The sequence below is a fragment of the Streptomyces sp. NPDC001604 genome (genome assembly GCF_042893475.1).
GTDB lineage: Bacteria > Actinomycetota > Actinomycetes > Streptomycetales > Streptomycetaceae > Streptomyces.
In genome coordinates, this window is record NZ_JBIAUY010000020.1 from 79,419 (window position 1) to 99,593 (window position 20,175).

General features: G+C 71.3%; 20 protein-coding genes and 2 pseudogenes. 10 read left to right on the top strand and 12 right to left on the bottom strand.

Annotated features, from left to right (window positions below):
* Positions 1-65 precede the first annotated feature (65 nt).
* Positions 66-1,796: a hypothetical protein gene (locus tag ACFY1E_RS38725; RefSeq protein WP_389084885.1), complete on the bottom strand. Its 1,731-nt coding sequence runs from the start codon at positions 1,794-1,796 to the stop codon at positions 66-68.
* Positions 1,797-2,264: 468 nt separating this feature from the next.
* A pseudogene (locus ACFY1E_RS38730) lies at positions 2,265-2,775 on the bottom strand (amidohydrolase family protein); the annotation flags it as partial.
* A 3-nt stretch (positions 2,776-2,778) separates the two neighbouring features.
* Between ACFY1E_RS38730 and ACFY1E_RS38735 the strand changes: the two are divergent.
* Together ACFY1E_RS38735 and ACFY1E_RS38740 are read left to right on the top strand one after the other, a co-directional pair.
* Positions 2,779-3,255: pseudogene (locus ACFY1E_RS38735) on the top strand (TetR/AcrR family transcriptional regulator C-terminal domain-containing protein); the annotation flags it as partial.
* 118 nt (positions 3,256-3,373) lie between these two features.
* Positions 3,374-3,766, top strand: coding sequence for a VOC family protein (locus tag ACFY1E_RS38740; RefSeq protein WP_344401306.1), 393 nt, complete (start codon positions 3,374-3,376; stop codon positions 3,764-3,766).
* 94 nt (positions 3,767-3,860) lie between these two features.
* Here ACFY1E_RS38740 and ACFY1E_RS38745 read toward each other — a convergent pair whose 3' ends face one another.
* Complete coding sequence (locus tag ACFY1E_RS38745; RefSeq protein ID WP_389085115.1) at positions 3,861-4,145, bottom strand: DUF4235 domain-containing protein; 285 nt, start codon at positions 4,143-4,145, stop codon at positions 3,861-3,863.
* Positions 4,146-4,187: 42 nt separating this feature from the next.
* A complete protein-coding gene (locus ACFY1E_RS38750; RefSeq protein ID WP_389084887.1) occupies positions 4,188-5,201 on the bottom strand; it encodes a glutathione S-transferase family protein in 1,014 nt (337 codons plus the stop codon).
* Positions 5,202-5,275: 74 nt separating this feature from the next.
* Here ACFY1E_RS38750 and ACFY1E_RS38755 point away from each other — a divergent pair, with 74 nt between their 5' ends.
* Positions 5,276-6,337 (top strand): cation diffusion facilitator family transporter, encoded by a 1,062-nt coding sequence (locus tag ACFY1E_RS38755; RefSeq protein WP_389084889.1) that lies wholly within the window; start codon positions 5,276-5,278, stop codon positions 6,335-6,337.
* A 126-nt stretch (positions 6,338-6,463) separates the two neighbouring features.
* Here the strand turns inward: ACFY1E_RS38755 and ACFY1E_RS38760 are convergent, their stop codons facing one another.
* Both ACFY1E_RS38760 and ACFY1E_RS38765 read right to left on the bottom strand, forming a co-directional pair.
* Positions 6,464-6,916, bottom strand: coding sequence for a nitroreductase family deazaflavin-dependent oxidoreductase (locus ACFY1E_RS38760; protein WP_389084892.1), 453 nt, complete (start codon positions 6,914-6,916; stop codon positions 6,464-6,466).
* A gap of 183 nt (positions 6,917-7,099) precedes the next feature.
* Positions 7,100-7,234, bottom strand: coding sequence for a hypothetical protein (locus ACFY1E_RS38765; protein WP_389084894.1), 135 nt, complete (start codon positions 7,232-7,234; stop codon positions 7,100-7,102).
* Between ACFY1E_RS38765 and ACFY1E_RS38770 the strand changes: the two genes are divergently transcribed.
* Positions 7,233-8,432 (top strand): cytochrome P450, encoded by a 1,200-nt coding sequence (locus tag ACFY1E_RS38770; protein ID WP_389084897.1) that lies wholly within the window; start codon positions 7,233-7,235, stop codon positions 8,430-8,432. The two genes, ACFY1E_RS38765 and ACFY1E_RS38770, sit on opposite strands and share 2 nt — an antisense overlap.
* A gap of 13 nt (positions 8,433-8,445) precedes the next feature.
* Positions 8,446-8,652, top strand: coding sequence for a ferredoxin (locus tag ACFY1E_RS38775; RefSeq protein ID WP_123969574.1), 207 nt, complete (start codon positions 8,446-8,448; stop codon positions 8,650-8,652).
* Between the two features lie 11 nt (positions 8,653-8,663).
* On the opposite strand, the gene ACFY1E_RS38780 is transcribed toward ACFY1E_RS38775, so the two are convergent.
* On the bottom strand, positions 8,664-9,215 hold the full coding sequence (locus tag ACFY1E_RS38780; RefSeq protein ID WP_389084899.1) for a TetR/AcrR family transcriptional regulator: 552 nt from the start codon (positions 9,213-9,215) through the stop codon (positions 8,664-8,666).
* A 128-nt stretch (positions 9,216-9,343) separates the two neighbouring features.
* Here ACFY1E_RS38780 and ACFY1E_RS38785 point away from each other — a divergent pair, with 128 nt between their 5' ends.
* Together ACFY1E_RS38785 and ACFY1E_RS38790 are read left to right on the top strand one after the other, a co-directional pair.
* Positions 9,344-9,805 (top strand): nuclear transport factor 2 family protein, encoded by a 462-nt coding sequence (locus ACFY1E_RS38785; RefSeq protein WP_389084902.1) that lies wholly within the window; start codon positions 9,344-9,346, stop codon positions 9,803-9,805.
* 26 nt (positions 9,806-9,831) lie between these two features.
* Positions 9,832-10,365 carry a flavoprotein gene (locus ACFY1E_RS38790; RefSeq protein ID WP_389084904.1) on the top strand — a complete coding sequence of 178 codons (534 nt, stop codon included), beginning with the start codon at positions 9,832-9,834 and terminating at the stop codon, positions 10,363-10,365.
* 4 nt (positions 10,366-10,369) lie between these two features.
* Here ACFY1E_RS38790 and ACFY1E_RS38795 read toward each other — a convergent pair whose 3' ends face one another.
* Entirely contained in the window at positions 10,370-11,233 is an 864-nt protein-coding gene (locus ACFY1E_RS38795; RefSeq protein ID WP_389084907.1) for a hypothetical protein, read from the bottom strand.
* 212 nt (positions 11,234-11,445) lie between these two features.
* Between ACFY1E_RS38795 and ACFY1E_RS38800 the strand changes: the two genes are divergently transcribed.
* Positions 11,446-12,417 (top strand): aldo/keto reductase, encoded by a 972-nt coding sequence (locus ACFY1E_RS38800; RefSeq protein WP_389084909.1) that lies wholly within the window; start codon positions 11,446-11,448, stop codon positions 12,415-12,417.
* Positions 12,418-12,433: 16 nt separating this feature from the next.
* Here the strand turns inward: ACFY1E_RS38800 and ACFY1E_RS38805 are convergent, their stop codons facing one another.
* Positions 12,434-13,252 carry a phytanoyl-CoA dioxygenase family protein gene (locus ACFY1E_RS38805; protein ID WP_389084912.1) on the bottom strand — a complete coding sequence of 273 codons (819 nt, stop codon included), beginning with the start codon at positions 13,250-13,252 and terminating at the stop codon, positions 12,434-12,436.
* A 64-nt stretch (positions 13,253-13,316) separates the two neighbouring features.
* Between ACFY1E_RS38805 and ACFY1E_RS38810 the strand changes: the two genes are divergently transcribed.
* A complete protein-coding gene (locus tag ACFY1E_RS38810; protein ID WP_389084915.1) occupies positions 13,317-14,234 on the top strand; it encodes a helix-turn-helix domain-containing protein in 918 nt (305 codons plus the stop codon).
* 371 nt (positions 14,235-14,605) lie between these two features.
* Positions 14,606-16,465 carry a ricin-type beta-trefoil lectin domain protein gene (locus tag ACFY1E_RS38815; RefSeq protein ID WP_389084917.1) on the top strand — a complete coding sequence of 620 codons (1,860 nt, stop codon included), beginning with the start codon at positions 14,606-14,608 and terminating at the stop codon, positions 16,463-16,465.
* Positions 16,466-16,474: 9 nt separating this feature from the next.
* Here the strand turns inward: ACFY1E_RS38815 and ACFY1E_RS38820 are convergent, their stop codons facing one another.
* From ACFY1E_RS38820 to ACFY1E_RS38830, 3 genes are all read right to left on the bottom strand, one after another.
* Positions 16,475-17,728 carry an SLC13 family permease gene (locus ACFY1E_RS38820; RefSeq protein WP_389085117.1) on the bottom strand — a complete coding sequence of 418 codons (1,254 nt, stop codon included), beginning with the start codon at positions 17,726-17,728 and terminating at the stop codon, positions 16,475-16,477.
* Positions 17,729-17,985: 257 nt separating this feature from the next.
* The gene (locus tag ACFY1E_RS38825; RefSeq protein ID WP_389084920.1) at positions 17,986-18,669 is read right to left on the bottom strand and encodes a DUF4232 domain-containing protein; all 684 of its coding nucleotides are present in this window, start codon (positions 18,667-18,669) and stop codon (positions 17,986-17,988) included.
* A 126-nt stretch (positions 18,670-18,795) separates the two neighbouring features.
* Positions 18,796-20,160 carry a serine/threonine-protein kinase gene (locus ACFY1E_RS38830; protein ID WP_389084922.1) on the bottom strand — a complete coding sequence of 455 codons (1,365 nt, stop codon included), beginning with the start codon at positions 20,158-20,160 and terminating at the stop codon, positions 18,796-18,798.
* Between the last annotated feature and the right edge of the window lie 15 nt (positions 20,161-20,175).

Here is a 20,175-nt window from a genome sequence, read left to right on the forward strand (position 1 = left end):
CGCTGCTGCCCGGCCGGAAACCGGCCGGGCAGCAGCGTTTTCCCATGCGGCCGGCCGGTCGTGCCTCAGCCGTCGAGCCAGTCGCCTGTGACGCCCGAGGGACGGTATCCCGTGGCGTTCCAGATGAAGTGCGGGTGGGCGCAGCCGAACATGTAGGAGAGCAGCGCGGTGTCCTCCCTCCCGGTCCGAGGGTCGTACAGGGTGGAGAACATCTCGGATCCGACTGCGCCGGCGTCCTGTTGGACCTGCCGAGCGCGGTCCGGGGACGGCGCGTCCATGGATGCCTCCACGGCGGCGATGTAGGTGCGTCGCAGGATCTCCCATGCGCCGGCGGTGTTGCCCTGCCAGGGGCCGTGCAGTGCTTCGAAGGCATGGAGCTCGGCGTCGAAGAGGGACCAGGTCCGGGGGAATTGGGCTCGGCAGAGTGCGGACAGCTCGGCGGTCCGGGGGCTCAGTGTCGGTGCCGTGGGCCGCGGGGCGATGGTGAGGGTGGTGCCGTTTGTGAGGATGCCGGCGCATGCGTTGGGCTGCAGGTCGCAGAGCGGGCACTCTTCGGCCGGCGGCAGGCCCTGGGTGATGCCGTCGAACCACAGGGCATGGCGGCCCGTGAGCCCCAGCCAGACGATGGTGCTGTTCATCAGCCAGGTGTTCCACATCGGGTGGTGCGCCTCGGGCATGCACCCGTACTTGATGAGGGCGATCGTGCAGGCGGCGTAGAGGGCCTTGGTGTGGGTGGGTATGTCGGCGAGCCAGAAGTTGCTGATCTCGCCGGTGAGGGAGTCGACTCGTACGTCGGCCATGTCGTCGATGACGCGGCACAGCAGCAGGGAGGCGAGGTGTTCCTCCTGCCAGAGTTCGGTGTCGGGTGAGACGTGCCAGAACAGGCAGTCCAGCATCTGCAGGGCTGAATAGGCGCTCTGGCTCAGCGGGTTGGTCTGGGGGAGCCTTGCGCTGCCTGCTTGGTGCTGTTGGAGCCAGTACTCGTCGGCGGATCGCTTGTGGGCCGCGTAGAGTCCGCAGACCAGGGCCCGTGCGCTGTTGGTGCTGAAATCCTCGGCCAGGCGGCCTTCGACGAGTCGGATGACGCTCGCGGTGTCGATGGTCTCGATCACGCGCTTGTACTCGTGGAAGACGAGGATGTCGTCTTCGAAACGGTGGCGGAGGCCAAGGTCTCGTTCAAGGTCGTTCAACTGCCGGACCCAGATCCATCCGGCGGTCAGGACGCTGTCGAGTTCCTCGCGGTACGGCCAGGCCTTGACGGTGAGGGGACGACCGGCGCTCTGCCGCCAGTTGTAGTCACCCAGCGTGCGTGCGGGGGGTGTGGGCAGCCGACGGCAGAGCGGGCAGGTGCAGGCGGTTGTCTGCTTCTCCTCACGCGCTGGGGTGAGTGCCCGGCTCCGCCAGGCCCCCTCCAGCATCGTGCAGGTCAGTCGGCAGATCTCGACATCGGTGCTGACCTGGGGGAAGGCCGTTTCGATCATACGCAGGCCGGCATCGAGGTGCCGCAACCTGGCGTAGCCCTCCTCGTCGGGCGGGAGGAACGCGGGTTGCCCCAGGTGGAGAGCTCCCGCCACCTCCAGCGTCGTACTGGAGCGGGGGGATATGAGTGCGTCCAGTCGCTGCCGAGCGGCGTTCTGGCTGCTTCGGTACTCCTCCGTGCCCCCCTTGATGCGTTTTTCCAGGAGGCGGGCCAGGGCGTTCGCCGCCTCGGCGGGCTGGAGCGGGGTGCTCGGCTGCGCCGGGATCGAGCTGTCGACGGACGCCTGCGGAACAGTACCTGCGACTCGGGATTTCACACCGGTCTCCCATCAAGCTGTGGACATGACAAATGGATCGATCGGCCATGGTGGTCGGCCGGTCGTGTCCGAGAGTTTTCTGTGGCCTTGTGCGGCGGCCTCACCGGTCGCCTGCGCGGTGGTTCAGGTGAGGCGCAACCACCGGATCCGGGGTGCGCCACAGCCGGAGGAAGGCCAGGGAATGCAGTGATGTCTGCTGATGGGGGTGTCGAAGGGGGGATCGAGCGTGACGTCCTGAGGCATGCGCTTCCTTCCGGGAGACGGCGGTGCAGAGTCCCCCCGGCCCTGCGAACGGGTGGCCGAAATGGCCACCCGCGCCCTCGAACTGAGCTTCTATGGCCGAAAGTTGAACCGAGAAGCGTTACGAGGCTGCCCAGAGCGTAAATGATCTACGCGTGACCTCACCGTGATGTGCGTTACTGCTTACGCCTCATGAGCTGCGTACACTGCCTCCCCTCCCACACAGGTCAGATGCCTCGGCGAGACCGATGCGGGGCTGCTGGCCGGCCAGTCGCTGCCCGCCGCGAGCCGGGCAACGGAGCGCAGCAGCGCACCGAACGGGTACTGCCGCGCGGCACGTTCGCGCCGCCTCGACGGCGTCCAGGGCGTCGCGTACGGCCCGGTCGCCAAAGCGTGAAGGTGGCACTGGAAGCCGGGAGCATCCAACTCGGCCACGTGCGTCGGTAGTTGACGGCGGTCGATGAAGCTCTTGCCGTGATGGGCGTGGCGCAGCCGCACTTGTCCAGATGGGGATCGAGCAGGGCGGCCGTACCGTTCTCGGCGACCCCGTCCGGCATCAGCTTCACCGAGCCGGCCCGGAACCGGCCGCGGCGCAACTCGGCCCGCTTCTCGACGAGTTCGGGAACCTGCCCGGCCCGCGCTCACGGTCCCACCACATCGCACCCACCACACGAGCGGTGAGTGAACCGTCCCGTGCCGCTGCCGGATACGTCCCCGAGGGGTCGTCCATGCCGAGGAAGCCGAACCCATCGGCCGCACCCTGCGCATCCGGCGGCCCATCGGCGACTGGCAGGCCGACCTGCGCGACCTCGGTCTGCGCATGCACGCGGGCGCTCTCGCCCATCCGCGGGCGGCCCCCCCTGAGTTCGTACCGGGTGACGGGGTGGGCGTACGAGATCCAGGCCGTCGAGACCATCCTCGGCGTGCTGCGCGCCGCGGGCTTCCCGGACGCCGAGGCGGCGGATCCATCACGTCTTCGTGGACCAGTCCTTCGCCTTCGGCGCCCTCGACTCGGCGAGTACGGCGCTGCCGAAGACCGCCCGGGGAGGCGGAGGCGGCCGTGTGGCGGGCCACCTACGCCAGGCTGCCCGCCGACACGCGCCCGCACATCGCCGCGACGGCCCGTCACCTCGCGGCCGACCTGCCCAGCAGCTCCTGTCCGGCCGCCCTGGACCTGCTGTTGAGCGCTGCGGCGGCACGGCCAGCAGAGATCCGGGCACGGCCACGCGAGGGCGGCCGAGCGGACGGGCGCCGACTGAATCGGCCGGACCGGGATATCCGTGAGGTACAGGGCCGTGGGGCACGAAGTCCCGCGCCCCGGACCGTTCGGAGGAGACATGCCACTGGTGGAAGCGGGTTATCTGGTGCTCGACTGCCTCGAGCCGGAGAAGCTCGCCGTGTTCTACAAGGAGCTGCTGGCGGCCGAGGAGACGGACGCGACCGCCAACCGCGTGGAGATCAGGGGCGCCGACGGCACCCGGCTGGCCTTCCGCCGCGATGTGAACGCGACGCCGCCGAGCTGGCCGCGCCCCGAGAACTCCCTCCAGGTCCATCTGGACTTCATGGTGGAGGACCTGGACGCGGTGGAGCGCAAGGTGATCGAACTCGGCGGACGCCCCCTGGACACGAAGGACGCGTCCGGCCCCTTCGAGGAACGCGGCTACGCCGACCCGGCAGGCCACTCCTTCACCCTGCGCCGCACCACGCCGACCGCACCCAAGCAGGGCTGAGACGGGCCTGTCGGGGCGGATCAGCGCGGCCTCACGGCCCTTTGCGGCGCGAGAGGCCGCCCGCCTGATCCGCCCCGACAGGCCCCTGACGGTGTCAGTCCCGCCCGCCCTGGTCGCCTGCCGGCCAGACGCCGGTCGAGCGCTCGATGGCCTTCGCTCCCGTGCGGTCCACCGCACTGCGCACCACGGCGAACAGGGCGCCCTGGACCGCCGCGGCGAGCAGGATCTCTCCCCAGCCGCGGTCCCGGTCGAGGGCGTCGGGCGCGTCCTCCTCGTGCCGCAGCGCCATCCACGTCTTGCGGAAGACGAGGGAGGCGATCGCACCGCTGGCCCACCCCATGGCGAACCCCAGGGGCTTGTAGGCGAGGGGCAGCTTCATTTTCCTCTTCTTCGTCTTTGCCACGTCTGTCTCCTTCGTCGGTCAGGGCCGGCCCGGCGCGGCGATCTCCTCGTCCGCGGGGACGGGCCCCGGCGGCGTCCCGTCGCCGAACGGCCGGCCGCCCAGTTCCTCGCGGTGATGAGGGGTCAGCCACCCGGACAGGTCCGGCCCGAGGGGCACGATCCGGGTCGGGTTGATGCCGGTGTGCACCTGGTAGTAGTGCCGTTTGATGTGGTCGAAGTCGACGGTGTCACCGAAGCCGGGCGTCTGGTAGAGGTCGCGGGCGTACGCCCACAGGACCGGATTCTCCGCGAGCTTCCAGCGGTTGCACTTGAAGTGGCCGTGGTAGACCGCGTCGAAACGCACCAGGGTGGTGAACAGCCGGATGTCCGCCTCCGTGATCGTGTCGCCGACCAGATAACGCTGCCGCTCAAGTCGCGGCGTCAGCAGCTCCAGCCGCCGGAAGACTCCGGCGCACGCGGCCTCGTACTCCTCCTGGTCCGTGGCGAAACCCGCCCGGTACACACCGTTGTTGACGTCCTCGTAGACATCCGCCATCACCGAGTCGATCTCGTCGCGCAGGGCGTACGGGTAAAGATCGGGCGCCCCCTCGCGGTGCAGGGCCCGCCACTCGGTGGCCAGGTCCAGGGTGAGCTGCTGGTAGTCGTTGGTGACCAGCTTCCCGCTGGGTATGTCGACGATCGCCGGCACGCTCACGCCGCCCGGGTAGCCGGTCTCCCGCCGGTCGTAGGCCTCGCTGAGGTAGCGGATGCCGAGGACCGGGTCGCGGCCGTCCGGGTCCAGGGAGAAGCGCCAGCTGCGGTCGTCCTGGATCGGGTCGGCGATGCCCACGGAGAGGGCCTTCTCGAGGCCGAGCAGCCGGCGCGAGACCAGCGCCCGGCTCGCCCATGGACAGGCACGGCTGGCCACCAGCCGGTAGCGACCCGCCTCCACGGGCCACCCGTCCCGGCCGTCCGCCGTGATCCGGTCCGTGAAGTGGCTCTTGGACCGTTTGAACGCCGTCTGCCCGTAGCTGCTGTTGCCCCCGCCGCCCATGGTTCCTCCCTGCGTCGCGTGTCCCCTGATCACCGGTTCCCCGTGTTCCCCTCATAACCGGTTCCCCGTGTCTGATGACCGGGTTCCCCGCATTCGATCGTTTCCCCCGAATTCCGCGCGCGCGGTGTGAGCCGCCACGAGCGGGGCAGTCGGCGAAGGTGAGCGGGACATCCTCGACATCCTCGGACGACAAGGCGGACCACAGGACACACGTCACCGTGCTGGTGGCGCTTGCCGCCAATCTGCTGATCGCGGTGGCCAAGGCCGCCGGCGGCCTGATCGCCGGATCACCGGCGTTGCTGTCGGAGGCGGCGCACTCGGTGGCCGACAGTTTCAATGAGGTCTTCCTGCTGGCCGCGCTGCGCCGCAGCCGCCGCCCGGCCGACAAGCAGCATCCCTTCGGCTATGGCAAGGAACGGTTCTTCTGGTCACTCCTGGCAGCCGTCGGGATCTTCGTCATGGGCGGCTGCTTCTCCTTCTTCCAGGGCGCCGAGGCCCTCAAGAACGGGGCCGAGGAGAAACTGAGCGGTTATGTCGCGGGCCTGATCGTGCTGGGCGTCGCCTTCGTCGCGGAGGGCATCTCACTGGCGCGGGCCCTGCACCAGGTGCGCCGCCAGGGCGGCACACAGGGCATGCGCGACCCGGCGCTGCGCACGGTGGTCGCCGAGGACGGCACGGCGGTGCTCGGCGTGACGCTGGCCGCCGTGGGCATGGCGCTGCACATGGTCACCGGGCAGGTGGTGTGGGAGGCGTCCGCCTCGCTGGCGATCGGCGCGCTGCTCGTCTTCGTCGCGTACCGCCTGGGCCGCGAGGCCCGCGACCAGCTGATCGGGGAGTCCGCCGACCCGCGCACGGCAGCCCGGATCCGGTCCCTGTTGGAGGCGCAGCCCGAGATCGACAGCGTGGAGGCGCTGTTCACCATGAAGACGGGCCTCGACACGGTCCTCGTGGCCGCCCGCGTCGACCTGGTGCCCGGCCTGGACAGCGAGCAGGTCGAGGAGGTCGCCGTGCGAATCAAGCGGTCCCTCGCGAACACCGTGCCCGAGGCCGCCGAGATCTTCCTCGACATCACCGACCGGCCGGCCGATGAGGCACGAGAAAGCCCCGCCGCGACGGGGGAACGCGGCGGGGCCTGACGCACGCGTGCCCGGCGCCAACCGGTTCATGCGTCCTCGAACGAAGATTTTTTTCCGGCCCCCTTCAGCCGCCGGTCGGGCGGCTGTGGGAGGGCCCGGTTCCGGGACCTTCGGACCCGGCCCGGATCAGTGCTCCCCGTCGACCGGTTCCAGCACGAACACCGGGATCTCCCGGTCCGTCTTCTTCTGGTAGTCGGCATACGGCGGATACGCCGCCACGGCACGCTCCCACCACTCGGCCTTCTCCGAACCGGTGACCTCGCGGGCCGTCATGTCCTGCTTGGCCGGCCCGTCCTGGAGCTCCACACGGGGATCCGCCTTGACGTTGTGGTACCAGACCGGGTGCTTGGGCGCGCCGCCCTGCGAGGCGACCAGGGCGTAGCGGCCCTTGTGCTCGACGCGCATCAGAGGCGTCTTGCGGATCTTGCCGCTCTTCGCACCCCGGGTCGTGACCAGGACGACGGGCAGACCGGTGTCGAGGAGGGTCGTCCCCTTCGTGCCGCCGGAGCTCTCGTACAGCTCCACCTGCTCGCGTACCCACTGCTCCGGGCTGGGTTCGTACTCGCCCTCAAGAGGCATGTCATCCGTCCCATCGTCGAGTTCTGCAGCTGACAACACCAGTGCGCGCAAGATTCATCCATACCGCACTGCCCTGTGGGGTCGTGATCACGCCACCCGTCAGCGGATCGGTCACCGGCCGATCCCGCAACGGCCCCGGGCACGGCCGGATTGTGGAGGCGGCCACCGCCGCCCCGGCCCGATTCAGATGCCCGAGCGAGCATCCCCGGCCAGAATGCCCGCGCCGAGCATCTGGCCGAACTTCACGTCGTCCCATAGATGCCCCGGGCATCTAATGAGGATCTGCACGACGCACTCTTCGTCTGCGAGGTCTTCCATGACGGAAACGGAACCCGTCGCGTTCCCCCAGGACCGGACCTGTCCCTACCACCCGCCCACCGCCTACGACCCGCTGCGCGCCACCCGCCCGCTGAGCCGGATCACGCTCTACGACGGCCGTCCGGCCTGGCTCGTCACCGGGCACGCCCTGGCCCGCGAGCTGCTCTCCGACCAGCGCCTGTCGACCGACCGCACCCATCCGGGCTTCCCGGCGCCCACCGAGCGGTTCGCCGCGGTGAAGAACCGGAGGGTCGCCCTCCTCGGTGTCGACGACCCGAAACACCGTACGCAGCGGCGGATGATGGTGCCCAGCTTCACCCTCAGGCGCGCCGTCGAACTGCGGCCGCAGATCCAGCGGATCGTGGACGAGCGGCTCGACGCGATGATCGCGCAGGGGCCGCCCGCCGAGCTGGTGAACGCCTTCGCGCTCCCGGTGCCGTCGATGGTGATCTGCGCGCTGCTCGGCGTCCCGTATGCCGATCACGAGTTCTTCGAGGGGCAGTCGCGCCGGCTGCTGCGCGGCCCCACGGTGGACGACGTGCAGGACGCGCGCGACCAACTGGACGCCTACTTCGAGGAGTTGATCGACAGCAAGCTGAAACAGCCGGAGCCCGGCGACGGCGTGCTGGACGAACTCGTCCACCAGCAGCTGCGCGAGGGAGTGCTCGACCGCCAGGAGGTCATCTCGTTCGCGACCATCCTGCTGGTCGCCGGCCATGAGACGACCGCCAACATGATCTCCCTGGGCACCTTCACCCTCCTCCAGCACCCGGAGCAGCTGGCCGAGCTGCGCGGCGACCCTGAGCTCCTGCCCGGCGCCGTGGAGGAGCTGATGCGCATGCTGTCGATCGCGGACGGCCTGCTGCGCCGGGCCACCGAGGACATCGAGGCCGGCGGCACGACGATCCGGGCGGGCGACGGCGTGGTGTTCGCGACCTCGGTCATCAACCGCGACGAGGACGTCTACCCCGCGCCCGACACCCTCGACTGGCACCGCTCCGCCCGCCACCATGTCGCCTTCGGCTTCGGCATCCACCAGTGCCTCGGCCAGAACCTGGCCCGGGCAGAGCTGGAGATCGCCCTGCACACCCTCTTCGACCGGCTGCCCACGCTCCGCCTCGCAGCCCCCGCCAAGGAGATTTCCTTCAAACCCGGCGACACGATCCAGGGGATGCTGGAACTCCCCGTGACCTGGTAAGAGGCTCAAGGCCATGCACACCGACACGCACATCGAGATCGACAAGGACGTCTGCATCGGCGCGGGCCAGTGCGCCCTGGCCGCCCCGGGCGTCTTCACCCAGGACGACGACGGATTCAGCACCCTGCTGCCGGGCCGGGAGGACGGCGGCGGCGACCCGATGGTGCGGGAGGCGGCCCGGGCCTGCCCGGTCGGCGCGATCACTGTGTCGGAGGGCTGAGAGCCAGGGGCTCAGCCCGCCCGCAGCAGCAGCCGTGCCGCCTCGCGCGCCTGCCGGGCGGGCTCCGCGCTCCGAACGATCCCGGCGGTGACCATGGCGCCCTCGGCCAGCAGGAACAGCTGCCCGGCCAGGGCGCCGGGCAGCCCCGCGTCCGCCACGAGCCCGGCGAGATAGTCCCGGAACGCCTTCTTGTGCGCCCGCACCTGGGCCGCCACCCGGGCCGACGAGGCGCCCAGCTCGCCGTAGGAATTGATCCACGCGCACCCCCGGAAGCCGTCCTCGCCGAACCACAGCTCCAGCCAGTCGAAGACCGCCAGGATCCGCTCCTCGGGCCCCTCCTGCCGCTGGACGAACTCGGCCAGCCGGCCGCGCCAGCGCACGTCACGCCGCTCCAGATATGCCTCCACCAGCTGCTCCTTCGCCGGGAAGAGCTGGTAGAGCCGCTTGAGCGAGACGCCCGATGCGCCGCGGATGTCGTCCATGCCGACGGACTGGATGCCCCGCCCGTAGAACAGCTCCTCCGCGGCATCCAGCGCCTGCTCCCGGGCGACTGCACTGTCCATGACGGCCATGCGGCGTACGACCTCCCCTTGGTGTGCTCGCTTGACGCGAGAACGAGCGTTCTCCTACGGTAGCAGCCCGGCGGAGAACGCTCGTTCTCCGCCGCAGTCCGCCCGTCGAGGAGGAACTCATGGCCGCCGACCGCCCACCCCTGCCCCCCTTCACCCGCGAAACCGCCGCGCAGAAGGTCCAGGCCGCCGAGGACGCCTGGAACACCCGCGACCCGCACAAGGTGGCGCTCGCGTACTCGGAGGACTCGGTGTGGCGCAACCGCGACACCTTCGTCACCGGGCGGGCCGAGATCGTCGAGCTGCTGACCGCGAAGTGGGAGCGCGAGCTGGACTACGCGCTGCGCAAGGACCTGTGGGCCTTCGACGGCAACCGCATCGCCGTCCGATTCCAGTACGAGTCCCGCGACGCCGACGGACAGTGGTGGCGCTCCTACGGCAACGAACTGTGGGAGTTCGACGAGCACGGCCTGATGACCCGGCGTGAGGCCAGCATCAACGACGTGCCGATCGAGGAGAAGCAGCGCCGTATCCACGGCCCGCGGCCCGAGGCCGAACGGGGACACTCCTTCCCGCTCGCCTAGCGTGCCCGGTGAGTAGGGTTTCGCGGATGACCGAACAGGCCGAGAAGCCCTTCCTCTACGTCGTCGTGTGCGCCGCCGGGATCGCCGCGGACGTCAGCAAGCTGATCACCGCAGCCCAGGAGCGGAACTGGGAGGTCGGCGTGATCGCCACACCGGTCGCCATGAACGGCTTCTTCGACACCGCCGCCGTCCAGGCGCAGACCGGCCGCCCCATACGCTCCGCCTGGCGCACCCCCGGCGACCCGCGCCCCTTCCCGCCGCCGGACGCCGTCGTGGTCGCGCCCGCCACCTTCAACACCGTCAACAAGTGGGCGGCCGGCCTCGCCGACACCCTCGCGGTGGCCACCCTGTGCGAGGCCTACGGCCTGGGCGTCCCGGTCGCCGTACTCCCGTGCGTGGCCGACGCGCTGGCCGCCCATCCCGCCTACCGGGACAGCCTGGTGCGGCTGCGCGGGATGGGCGTCCGGTTCGGCGAGCCGTACTCCGGCGAGCCGGAAGAAGACGGCACGCGCCCGGAGTTCGGCTGGGAACGCGCGCTGGACCTGATCGAACGGCGGTGACGGGTCAGGCGCAGCGGACCGTCGGACCGGCCAGCATGCCCCCGGTGTACAGCGTCTGCCCCTGCGGCATCCAGTAGCCCAGCTTGGAGACGACCGTCGAGCAGACGGACCCGACCGAGGCGCGGACCACGACCGTCGCCGGGTGACCCGGCTGCAGGTCCGTCAGGGCGCAGTCCAGGGCGTACGCGTTCCTGGTCGTCGCGGGATAGCGGCCGGTCAGCGGGTTGACGCAGCGGGCGTCCGAGGTGGACAGCCGCACCCCCGAACTCTCCTCCCCGATCAGCCCGAACCGCGCGCTGCCGTCCCCCTGTTCGCTGTCGCGGTAGATCCGGTACGTCAGCGTGGTCGCCGCGCCGCGCTGCAGCGTGGCCCGGTCGACCTCGATGCGGTGCGTGGCCGGCGGCTTGGGTGCGGTCAGGGTCAGTGTGGCGTGGACGGTGCCGTGCAGGTTCAGTCCGGCGGGCGACGACTTCACGCGGACATCGGCCGTCACGTCGTACGTCCCCGGGCCGGGATACTCGCCGCCTCCGGGAAGCTTCCCCGAGGCGGCCGTCACGCCGCCCTTTTGCGCGGTCCAGGTGCCCGAGGTCAGACAGGCGCGGTCGTCGTCGTCCTCTCCCGGACCGGTGCAGGTCGCCGGGGCCGACACCGCCATCGTGGGGGTGCCGCTGCCCGCGCACAGGCTGACCACGGCCCGCTGCCCGTTCGCGCCCCGCAGGACCCCCGCGGGTGCGCACAGCGTCGACGGTTCCGGTGGGGGACTGGGACTGCTCCATGCGGGCGCGACCAGCATGAGGGGCAGGGCGAGGGTCTGCGCCGCCGTTCCCATCCGGAGCTTCGGCTTCGTCTTCGTCGCACGTGTCGGCATCGGGTTCCTCCCGCAGGGCCACGACCGGCCGGGCGCCGGTCACCTGCGCCGAGGATGCGCGCACGAGCCGACCGCGAGGCGGCTCCCACGCCGGGCGGTCACCTGCGGGCAGCAACGGCCGGTGCCCCGGCCGCCCGGGGGCGTGCTGCTCGGAGTGAGGGCGAGGCCGTACGCTCCCCTTCGTACCCATCCCGAAGGCAGGAGCAGCAACGATGCAGTACGTGAAGCTCGGTTCGACGGGCCTGGACGTGTCGCGGGTCTGTCTCGGCTGTATGACCTACGGCCTGCCCGACCGCGGCGTGCACGAGTGGACGCTCGACGAGGAGGCCTCGCGTCCGCTGATCCGGCAGGCGCTGGAGGCCGGCATCAACTTCTTCGACACCGCCAACGTCTACTCCGACGGCACCAGCGAGGAGATCGTCGGCAAGGCGCTGCGCGACTTCGCCGATCGCGACGAGATCGTGCTGGCGACGAAGGTGCACGGCCGGATGCGCCCCGGCCCCAACGGCGCCGGCCTGTCCCGCAAGGCGATCATGACGGAGATCGACCACAGCCTGAGCCGGCTCGGTACCGACTACGTCGACCTCTACCAGATCCACCGCTTCGACCCGCACACCCCGGTCGAGGAGACCATGGAGGCCCTGCACGACCTGGTGAAGGCGGGCAAGGTGCGCTACATCGGGGCGAGTTCGATGTTCGCCTGGCAGTTCTCCAAGATGCAGTACACCGCCGAGCGGCACGGCTGGACCAAGTTCGTGTCCATGCAGAACCACTACAACCTCCTCTACCGCGAGGAGGAGCGCGAGATGCTGCCGCTCTGCGCCGACCAGGGCGTCGGCGTCCTGCCCTGGAGCCCGCTCGCCCGCGGCCGCCTCACCCGGGACTGGGGCACGGTGACGGAGCGCAGCGCGGGCGACAACTTCGGCAGCCGCCTCTACCCGGAGGGCGACCGCACCATCGTCGAGGCCGTCACCCGCATCGCGAACGACCGCGCCGTCCCGCGCGCCCAGGTCGCCCTGGCCTGGCTGCTGCACCAGGACACGGTGGCGGCCCCGATCGTCGGCGCCGCCAAGCCGCACCACATCGAGGACGCCGTGGCCGCCGTCGAACTCGAGCTCAGCGACAAGGAGATCGAGGAGCTGGAGGCTCCTTACTCCCCGCATTCCGTCGTCGGTCACAGCTGAGGTCCGCCCGGGTCGGCTAGTGCGGCCCGTGCGGTGCGAACTCCGTGCCGCACGGGCCCGCTCCCTCGCTCTCCGCCAGGACCACGCGCTCGCCGTCCATCGTGAGGGTGCGGTAGTAGTGCCCGATGCGCTCCGCCGACCGCCCCACGTAGTGGCCGATGAACGACCGGCGGAAGCGGTCGGTGGTCCGGTTGGGCTGAGAGCCGTGCACCAGGCTGCCGTTGAAGAACAGGACGTCCCCCGGCGCCATGTCGACCGGCACGGTGGCGAGGCCGGGCGGCGGGGCGACGTACTCCCGCGCGAACGACACCTCGACGTCCGCCTCCTCCGGGCAGAACAGGTCCATGCGGTGGGTACCGGGGACGACCTCCAGACCGCCGTTGTCCCGGCCGATCACGTCACAGGCCACCCACGCCGCCACACACGTGCCCGGCTCCACCCGCAGATAGAAGTTGTCCTGGTGCAGCGCCTGCCCGCGCGCGCCCGGCGGCTTGAAGTAGAACATGCTCTGGGCGGCCAGGACCTCCTCGCCGAGCAGCGCCTCCAGCGCCCCGCGCAACCGGGCGTCGAGCAGCACGCGCAGCGCCCTCTCGCTGATCTCGTGCGGGTGCATCACCCGCGGGTAGGCCGCGAGCGGATCCTCGGACGCGCGCGGCTCGAAGTGCCCGGGCACCGGACCGGCCGCGTGCAGCGCCGCGAACTCCGCACAGAGCCGGTCGATCTCATCGGGTCCGAACAGCCCGCGTACGACCGTGAACCCGTCCTCCTGGAACTGCCTCAGCCCGTCCTGGGTGAGGATGGGGGCGCCGACGGCGCCCATATCCATGGCTGTCATGTGTCCGCTCCTTCGATCGGGTGTCCTCGGCTCATCACGCTAGGTCGCCGTGTGTTTCAGGAGGATGCCCGTGGAGGCTGACGGACTGCCCGAGACTGCTGCGCCCGGCGATCCCGCCCCGCCGCCGGGCCTCGTCGTGGTCGGCCGCTACGACCGGCTGGAGGGCTACGGCGTCAACCGGCCGCGCGGTGCGGACAGCTGGCTGTTCACCTGGACCACCGGCGGGCACGGCCGGCTGCGCCAGGGCGCGTTCGAGGCACGGGCCGGTGCGGGCGACCTGGTGGTGCTCGCCCCGGGCGTCGGGCACGAGTACGCGGTCGAACCGGGCTCCCACAGCTGGGAGTTCTGGTGGGTGCACTGCCAGGCACGGCCGTCCTGGGCGCCGTGGCTGCGGCCGTACGACACCGGCGACGGACTGTTCGTCGTCGCCCCGACCCCGGCCGCCCTGCACGACCGGGTCGACGCGGCCTTCCGCCGGATGCTCGCCGACGCCCGCTGGACCGGCAGCGGGTCACCGCCCGTCGCCGCGCCGGACGACCGGGTCGCCGTGGCGCACGGAACCGCGGCGCGGGAGCTCGCCCTGTCCTCCCTGGAGGAGATCGTCCTGCTCACCGTCGCCACCGCGCGCACCCCGGCGCCGCCGCCCGGCGTCGACGGCCGGGTCCGCCGCGCCGAGGCGCTGATCGCCGCCGACCCGGGCGCCCCGCACACGGTGCACTCGCTCGCCGAGAGCGTCTCCCTCTCGCCCTCCCGGTTCGCCCACCTGTTCACCCGGCAACTGGGCCAGTCCCCGATGCGCGCCCTGCGCGAGGCCCGGCTGCGGCATGCCGCCCGGCTCCTGGAGAGCACCGACCTGTCCGTGGACCGGGTGGCCGCCGCCTCGGGGTTCGCCAGCCCGTTCCACTTCAACCGGGTCTTCCGTACACGCTACGGAGTGCCACCCGGCGCCTATCGAAGAGGCGGCTCAATGGTTGAGACATGAACCGCGGCACTCCGTCCGGCCCGTGGGACGGCCGTGGAACGCCTGTTCAATGGTTGCGGAGCTACCTGAGTGCCGACCAACTGAATCCCATTTCCGATTGCCGTGCCGACAGGTTTGACCGTTCGTCAAATCTCGTCGGCGGGCCCGTAAGGCAGAAAACCGCTGGATCTCTTGTTAGGCATCCCTGACCTGTGCAAAGGTGTGCCCTGTCGGCGCACGGACAATACTTTTTCCGGCTGTGTGCACGAGGCCGCTCCCGTTCGACCTACGCTCCAAAAGAGCTTCCCCAGGTGGGCGTTGGAGCTGCCGAATCCTGTACTCATGCCTGTTGGTATGGACTTTATGACGCATGCCCCGAGAGGAATGCAGCCGTGAAAGACGCGGGCCTGTCGAATTCCCCCACGCCCGACCGCCGGTTCTTCGTGACGGACGAACAGCTGAGCGCAGAACTGAAGAAGTGGACGGGGACGACGCCCGCGCTGCAGCCCGTCGGTGAACTTCTCGACCGGCACTGGGAAGCGGCGTTCGCCTATGCCCGGTTGTGCACCGACGGTGCCGCCTCGGCGGGAATGCTCACCACCGCCGCATTCACGCGGCTCTTCGGCGAAACCCTGCGGCAGAACGGGCCGACCTCCGCCTGGCGGCCCCAACTCCTCGTCACCGTCCGCCGGATCGCCGCGGAGTGGGACAACGACCACCGACGCGAACACCTTCACCCCGAGCTGTCCTCCGAGGGCGGGGACCGCGTCGCGGCCCGCCTGCTGCCGCCGTCCGACCGCCGCCTGCTGTCCGGGGCCTTCCAGCGGCTGCCCCAGTCGGCCCGCTGCCTGCTGTGGCATGTCGAGGTCGAGGCGGAAGCGCTGGGGATACCCGCCGGCCTGCTGGGCATCGAGGAGCAGGACGCCGCCGTCGAACTGGAGCGGGCCCGTGAACGGCTGCGCGAGGAGTGTCTCCAGGTCCACCGCGAACTCGCACCCGAGCAGGAGTGCCGGCGCTATCTGCGGATGCTGGACGTGACCTATCGGCGCGGCGGAGTCGAGATCGATCCCGACCTGAATGCCCACCTGGCCGGCTGCAGGCACTGCAGCCACACCGCCGACCAGCTGGCGCAGTTCAACCAGGGACTCGGCCTCGCGCTGGCCGAGGCGGTGCTCGGCTGGGGTGCGCGGGCGTATGTGGAGTCCCGGCTGGCCTCGCCGACCGAGGAGTCCGGTGCCCTGCCCCCCGAGATCCCCCTCCCGCCGATCCCCGGCGAGCCCTTCGCCCCGTCCCATCGGGAGTCCGGCACCGCCCCCCGCCCGGGTGGCCGCTCCGCCGCCCGGCGTGCCGCCCACAAGGCCGCCCGGCATGCGGCCGCCCGCCGCCGCAATCTCGCCGCGGCCGTCCTGACGGTCAGCGGGCTGGTCGTCCTGCCGCTGGTCCTGTGGTCAGTCCTCGGCTCCGGCGACGGCAGCACCAAGGCCGACGGCGACCACCCCTCCGAGACCCCCGGCAGCGGCACGGGCACACCGTCCGCGGGCCCCTCCTGGGTCGGCACCGGCGCGGGCTCCCAGGGCACCATGCGCGGCAAGCTGCACAACGCCGACTCCGGGCTGTGCGTCGCCGTCGTCGGCAAGAAGGCCGTCAAGGGAGCCGAGACCGAACTCGCCGACTGCTCCTCGCCGGCCGTCCAGCAGTGGACGTACGAGACCGACGGCCGCCTGCGCAGCGCCACGGACCCCGACCTGTGCCTGGACTCCCACCTCGGCTACTCGGTGCAGCTCGCCCCGTGCACGGGCGCTTCCGAGCCGGGTGCCAAGAACATCCGCTACGACTTCACCCTGCAGGGCACCCTGGTGCCGCGCTGGAACCAGGACCTGGCCCTGACCCCGGCGGCCACCGACGGCTCGGGCGCGCTGGTCGTCAAGACCCGCGACGACGGCACCGCCCAGCGCTGGGTGTTCGACACGACCAAGGCCGACCTGCAGATGCAGGTGGTCAACTGGGACGCCGACAACAGCCACTCGCCCACCCCGAGGGCCACTCCCAAGGCCGCGAGGACCCCGAGCCCCACGCCCACGCCGTCGGCCGCTCCGACGACCGCGTGGCCGACGCCGACGAGCCCCTCCCCCTCGAACCCGTACTGCTACTACAACCCGGCCTCCTGCGGATGGGGCGGCTACGGATCGGGCCCCGGCTATGGCGGTGGCGGATACGGCGGTGGCGGATACGGCGGTGGCGGCCACCACTGACCGCCGGGCTCAGCCCGCCACCTGGAGCGACAGCCACAGCGCCGCCACGGCCGCGACGAGCGCGGCCGGGGTGGCGAGCAGGCCGAGCCGGGTGAACTCCCCGAGCTGCACCTCCTGACCGTGCCGCTGAACGATGCGCCGCCACAACAGCGTCGCCAGCGATCCCGCGTACGTCAGGTTCGGGCCGATGTTCACCCCGAGCAGCACCGCAAGCACCGCACCGGGCCCACCGGCGGCGGTCAGCGGCAGCAGGACCAGCACCGCGGGCAGATTGTTGATCAGGTTCGCCAGTACGGCGGCCAGCGCGGCGATGCCCAGCAGTGCGAGCAGCCCCGAGCCGCCGGGCAGCACATGGCCCAGCGCGCCCGCGAGCCCGTTGTCGACGACCGCCCGCACCACGATGCCGAGCGCGAGGACGAAGGCCAGGAACGCCGGGGAGGAGGCCCGCACCACCGACAGCGGGGTGGCCCTGCGTCGTACGAGCGCGCGGCCGGCCAGCACCAGCGCGCCCGCCGCGGCCACCCAGGCCGGGTCGATGCCGGCCGCTGAGGCCACGACGAATCCGCCCAGTGTGCACCCCACCGTGATCAGCGCGAACAGGGGCAGCGCGGGTGTCTCACCGGGTTCGGGGGAGTGCACGGACGCGGCCAGGTCCTCGTCGAAGAACCGCCGGAAGACCAGGTACTCGGCGCCGATCGCGACCAGCCACGGCAGCGCCATCAGCGCCGCGAACCGGGTGAAGCTCAGCCCGCTCGCCTCGAAGGCCAGCAGGTTGGTGAGATTGGAGACGGGCAGCAGCAGCGAGGCCGTGTTCGACAGGTGGGCGCACGCGTAGAGATGCGGTCTGGCCCGCACGCCGGCCCGGGCGGCGGTGGCGAGCACCACCGGCGTCAGCAGCACCACCGTGGCGTCCAGGCTGAGCACGGCCGTGATCGCCGACGCCAGCACGAAGACCGCCGCGAGCAGCCGCCCGGGGGAGCCCGCCGCCCGCCGGGCCATCCACGCCCCGCAGGCCTGGAACAGTCCCTCCACGTCACAGAAGTGCGCCAGCACCAGCACGGCGGCGAGGAAGCCGATGACGGGCCCGAGGCCGGCGGCCTCCGCCCGGGCGTGGTCCAGGGAGATCGCCCCGGTGGCGATCACGATCCCCGCGGCCGGGACCGCCAGCACGGCCTCCGGCAGGCCCTTCGGGCGCAGCACCGCCCAGGCGAGGACCGCGACGAGCAGGACGGCGGAGAGTATTTCGGCGAGCGCGGTGTTCAGGGCAGGGTCCTTCAGGGCGGATCAGCGCGGGGCCCTCAATGAAAACAGGTCACGGTAAGAGATCCACCGGGGGCCCGCCCGTTCAGGGCCCGGTGCCCGGGCGAAGCATGGTCGGGAACACCGTTCGTTGCCGGACACGGGGACCCGGCCGCCCTTCCAGATGATCGTGAGATGGGCGGGTGGGCGCCGGTGTCTCTGGAGGGTCAGCCCGGCGCCGGTGCGCGAGTGTCACGGTTGTGGGAATGCCGAGGAGCGGGTCAGGGACCGGTGCCCGGGCTGAGGACCGTCAGGAACACCGAGGAGGCGTTGCCGGACACGGGGACCGGGCCGCCCTTCCATGTCACCGTGAGGTGGTCCCGCTCGTCGGGCGGTGTCACCAGCAGCGAGGCGGGGGTGGCCGCGTGGGCGCCGCTGACGTCCGGGTTGGAGAAGGTCAGCCCGGCCCAGGCGCTCCTGCCCGGCGCGAGCGTCACCGTCGTAGGACTGCCCGAGGAGCGCTTCGGGTCCGGGCCCAGCTGTCGGCCGGACGCGTCCACGAACGCGGCACCCGGATAGCCGCGCACCGTGCAGGTGCGTGAGGAGGCGTTGGTCAGAACGACCGGGAAGTTCTCCTGTCCGGCACCGGGGTCGTTCTGCCCGACGGTCGCCCGCAGCTCCGAGGTGTGGCAACGGCCTCCCGTGCTGCCGGCCGGCGTGGACTGCGCCGCCGACGCGGTCACGGTGACCTCGCCAGGAGCGGTGCTCGTCGTCGAGGCGGAGGCGCTCGACGGGTCGGTGCTGTGGTGGCCGCCCGTGGCGGGGGCGGCTGTACCGGGCAGCGTCGTCGGAGCGCTCGCCGTGCCGCCGTTGCCACTGCTGCCGCAGGCCGTCAGCAGACCGAGCACCGCGACCGCACTCGCGAGCAGGGCCGCCCGGTGGACGGAGGGGGACTTCTTCGCCATGTGCCTCAACACTCCCGGAGATTCCTCGCACACGTCGTGGCGTGTACGTACGGCGCTGATGTGCCCCGTCATGCAGGTCCGATGCGTGCCGGGACGAAAAAGTTCGCGCGCCCCGAGCCTTTCGCGTCAGCTTCCGATGCGTACGGAGGCGAGGATGCGGTCGGTCGCATGCGCTCGGCCATTTTGGCGGATCTGCACGTACACCCGAGTCTGCGCGCTGCCGGCCGCCGGGGCGAGCGCGGCCTCCGTGACCGACCCGCCGCCCGGGCAGCCGTCCCAGGTGCGGACCCTGCCGTGCCACACGGTGCCGGTGTAGGCACGGGCGCCGTCGTAGTGGCAACCGGGGTGGGTGAGGGCGTTCACCGCGGCCGGGAGGTCGCCGTGCTCGCTCAGGCCCACCAGCACGCCGTTGACCGCGGCCGTCAGGTCCTGCCACGCGGTCAGGCGGTCCGCGACGGCGAACCCCGGCTCATGGCCGGAAGGCAGGCCGAGCGCCCGCGGATCCCACCCGGAGTCGCGCACCTGCCGGTCCCAGCCGCGGGGAACCTCGGCGACCACCCTGCCGGTCGTGTCCGAGACCCGCACATCCGGGGTGGCCGGGGCCTGCCGGTCGACCAGCGCCAGCGTCACACCGACGGCCGCGACCACGGCCACGGCACCCGTAAGAGTGAGGGCCGTGCGGTGTCTCCGGGGCCGGTGACCGGAGTCGGCGAGCCGTTCCAGCTCCTGCGCGAAGGCCTCGGCATCGGGCCAGCGGCGTCTGCGGTCCGGCGCCAGCGCCCGCATCAGGGCCCGCCGGACGGCAGGAGTCAGATCCGGACGCAGCCGGTCGGGCCGTACGACCCTGCCGGGCTCACCCGGAACCTCGCCGGTGACCAGGTGGTAGCCGACCGCGCCCAGGCTGTACACATCGGCCCGGGCGTCGATACCCACGCCGGGTTCGGCCTGCTCGGGCGGCCGGTATCCCGCCGAACCGGCGGCCTGCGTGAGCCCGGACGCCTCCGCCAGGCTCTTGGCGAGCCCCAGGTCGGCCAGCAGCACCCGCGAGCCGCCGTCGGGGGAGGAGCACAGCAGCACATTGCTCGGCTTGATGTCCCGGTGCACGATCCCCGCCGCATGCAGCGCCGCCGCACCACGGGCGGCCAGCGCCGTCAGCCGCAGCGCCTCCGCCACGGGCAGCGGACCGCCGGCCAGGAGATCGGCGAGGGTGCCGCCGTCGGCGTACTCCATCACGAAGTACGGTCTCCCGTCCGGGAGTTCACCGATGTCGTAGACCTGCACCACCCGGTCCGAACCCGCCCGCCGCAGCATCCGCGCCTCGGCCAGGAACCGCTCGCGCACATCGAGCCGGTGGGACCAGTTGTCGGCGAGGACCTTGACCGCCACCGGCGCGTCGAGCTCGTCGTCATGGGCCAGCCAGACCGTGCCGAACGCACCTGTGCCCAGGCGCCGTTCGAGGCGGTAGCGCCCGATCCGCTCGACGGAATGCATACGACTATCATGCCT

What these genes read in the sequence shown, in the direction of transcription:
- ACFY1E_RS38740 (WP_344401306.1), top strand. Translation starts at nt 3,374, where the DNA reads ATGCCACTGGTGGAAGCGGGTTATCTGGTGCTCGACTGCCTCGAGCCG.
- ACFY1E_RS38745 (WP_389085115.1), bottom strand. Translation starts at nt 4,145, where the DNA reads ATGAAGCTGCCCCTCGCCTACAAGCCCCTGGGGTTCGCCATGGGGTGG.
- ACFY1E_RS38750 (WP_389084887.1), bottom strand. Translation starts at nt 5,201, where the DNA reads ATGGGCGGCGGGGGCAACAGCAGCTACGGGCAGACGGCGTTCAAACGG.
- ACFY1E_RS38755 (WP_389084889.1), top strand. Translation starts at nt 5,276, where the DNA reads ATGACCGGGTTCCCCGCATTCGATCGTTTCCCCCGAATTCCGCGCGCG.
- ACFY1E_RS38760 (WP_389084892.1), bottom strand. Translation starts at nt 6,916, where the DNA reads ATGCCTCTTGAGGGCGAGTACGAACCCAGCCCGGAGCAGTGGGTACGC.
- ACFY1E_RS38770 (WP_389084897.1), top strand. Translation starts at nt 7,233, where the DNA reads ATGACGGAAACGGAACCCGTCGCGTTCCCCCAGGACCGGACCTGTCCC.
- ACFY1E_RS38765 (WP_389084894.1), bottom strand. Translation starts at nt 7,234, where the DNA reads ATGGAAGACCTCGCAGACGAAGAGTGCGTCGTGCAGATCCTCATTAGA.
- ACFY1E_RS38775 (WP_123969574.1), top strand. Translation starts at nt 8,446, where the DNA reads ATGCACACCGACACGCACATCGAGATCGACAAGGACGTCTGCATCGGC.
- ACFY1E_RS38780 (WP_389084899.1), bottom strand. Translation starts at nt 9,215, where the DNA reads ATGGACAGTGCAGTCGCCCGGGAGCAGGCGCTGGATGCCGCGGAGGAG.
- ACFY1E_RS38785 (WP_389084902.1), top strand. Translation starts at nt 9,344, where the DNA reads ATGGCCGCCGACCGCCCACCCCTGCCCCCCTTCACCCGCGAAACCGCC.
- ACFY1E_RS38790 (WP_389084904.1), top strand. Translation starts at nt 9,832, where the DNA reads ATGACCGAACAGGCCGAGAAGCCCTTCCTCTACGTCGTCGTGTGCGCC.
- ACFY1E_RS38795 (WP_389084907.1), bottom strand. Translation starts at nt 11,233, where the DNA reads ATGCCGACACGTGCGACGAAGACGAAGCCGAAGCTCCGGATGGGAACG.
- ACFY1E_RS38800 (WP_389084909.1), top strand. Translation starts at nt 11,446, where the DNA reads ATGCAGTACGTGAAGCTCGGTTCGACGGGCCTGGACGTGTCGCGGGTC.
- ACFY1E_RS38805 (WP_389084912.1), bottom strand. Translation starts at nt 13,252, where the DNA reads ATGACAGCCATGGATATGGGCGCCGTCGGCGCCCCCATCCTCACCCAG.
- ACFY1E_RS38810 (WP_389084915.1), top strand. Translation starts at nt 13,317, where the DNA reads ATGCCCGTGGAGGCTGACGGACTGCCCGAGACTGCTGCGCCCGGCGAT.
- ACFY1E_RS38825 (WP_389084920.1), bottom strand. Translation starts at nt 18,669, where the DNA reads ATGGCGAAGAAGTCCCCCTCCGTCCACCGGGCGGCCCTGCTCGCGAGT.
- ACFY1E_RS38830 (WP_389084922.1), bottom strand. Translation starts at nt 20,160, where the DNA reads ATGCATTCCGTCGAGCGGATCGGGCGCTACCGCCTCGAACGGCGCCTG.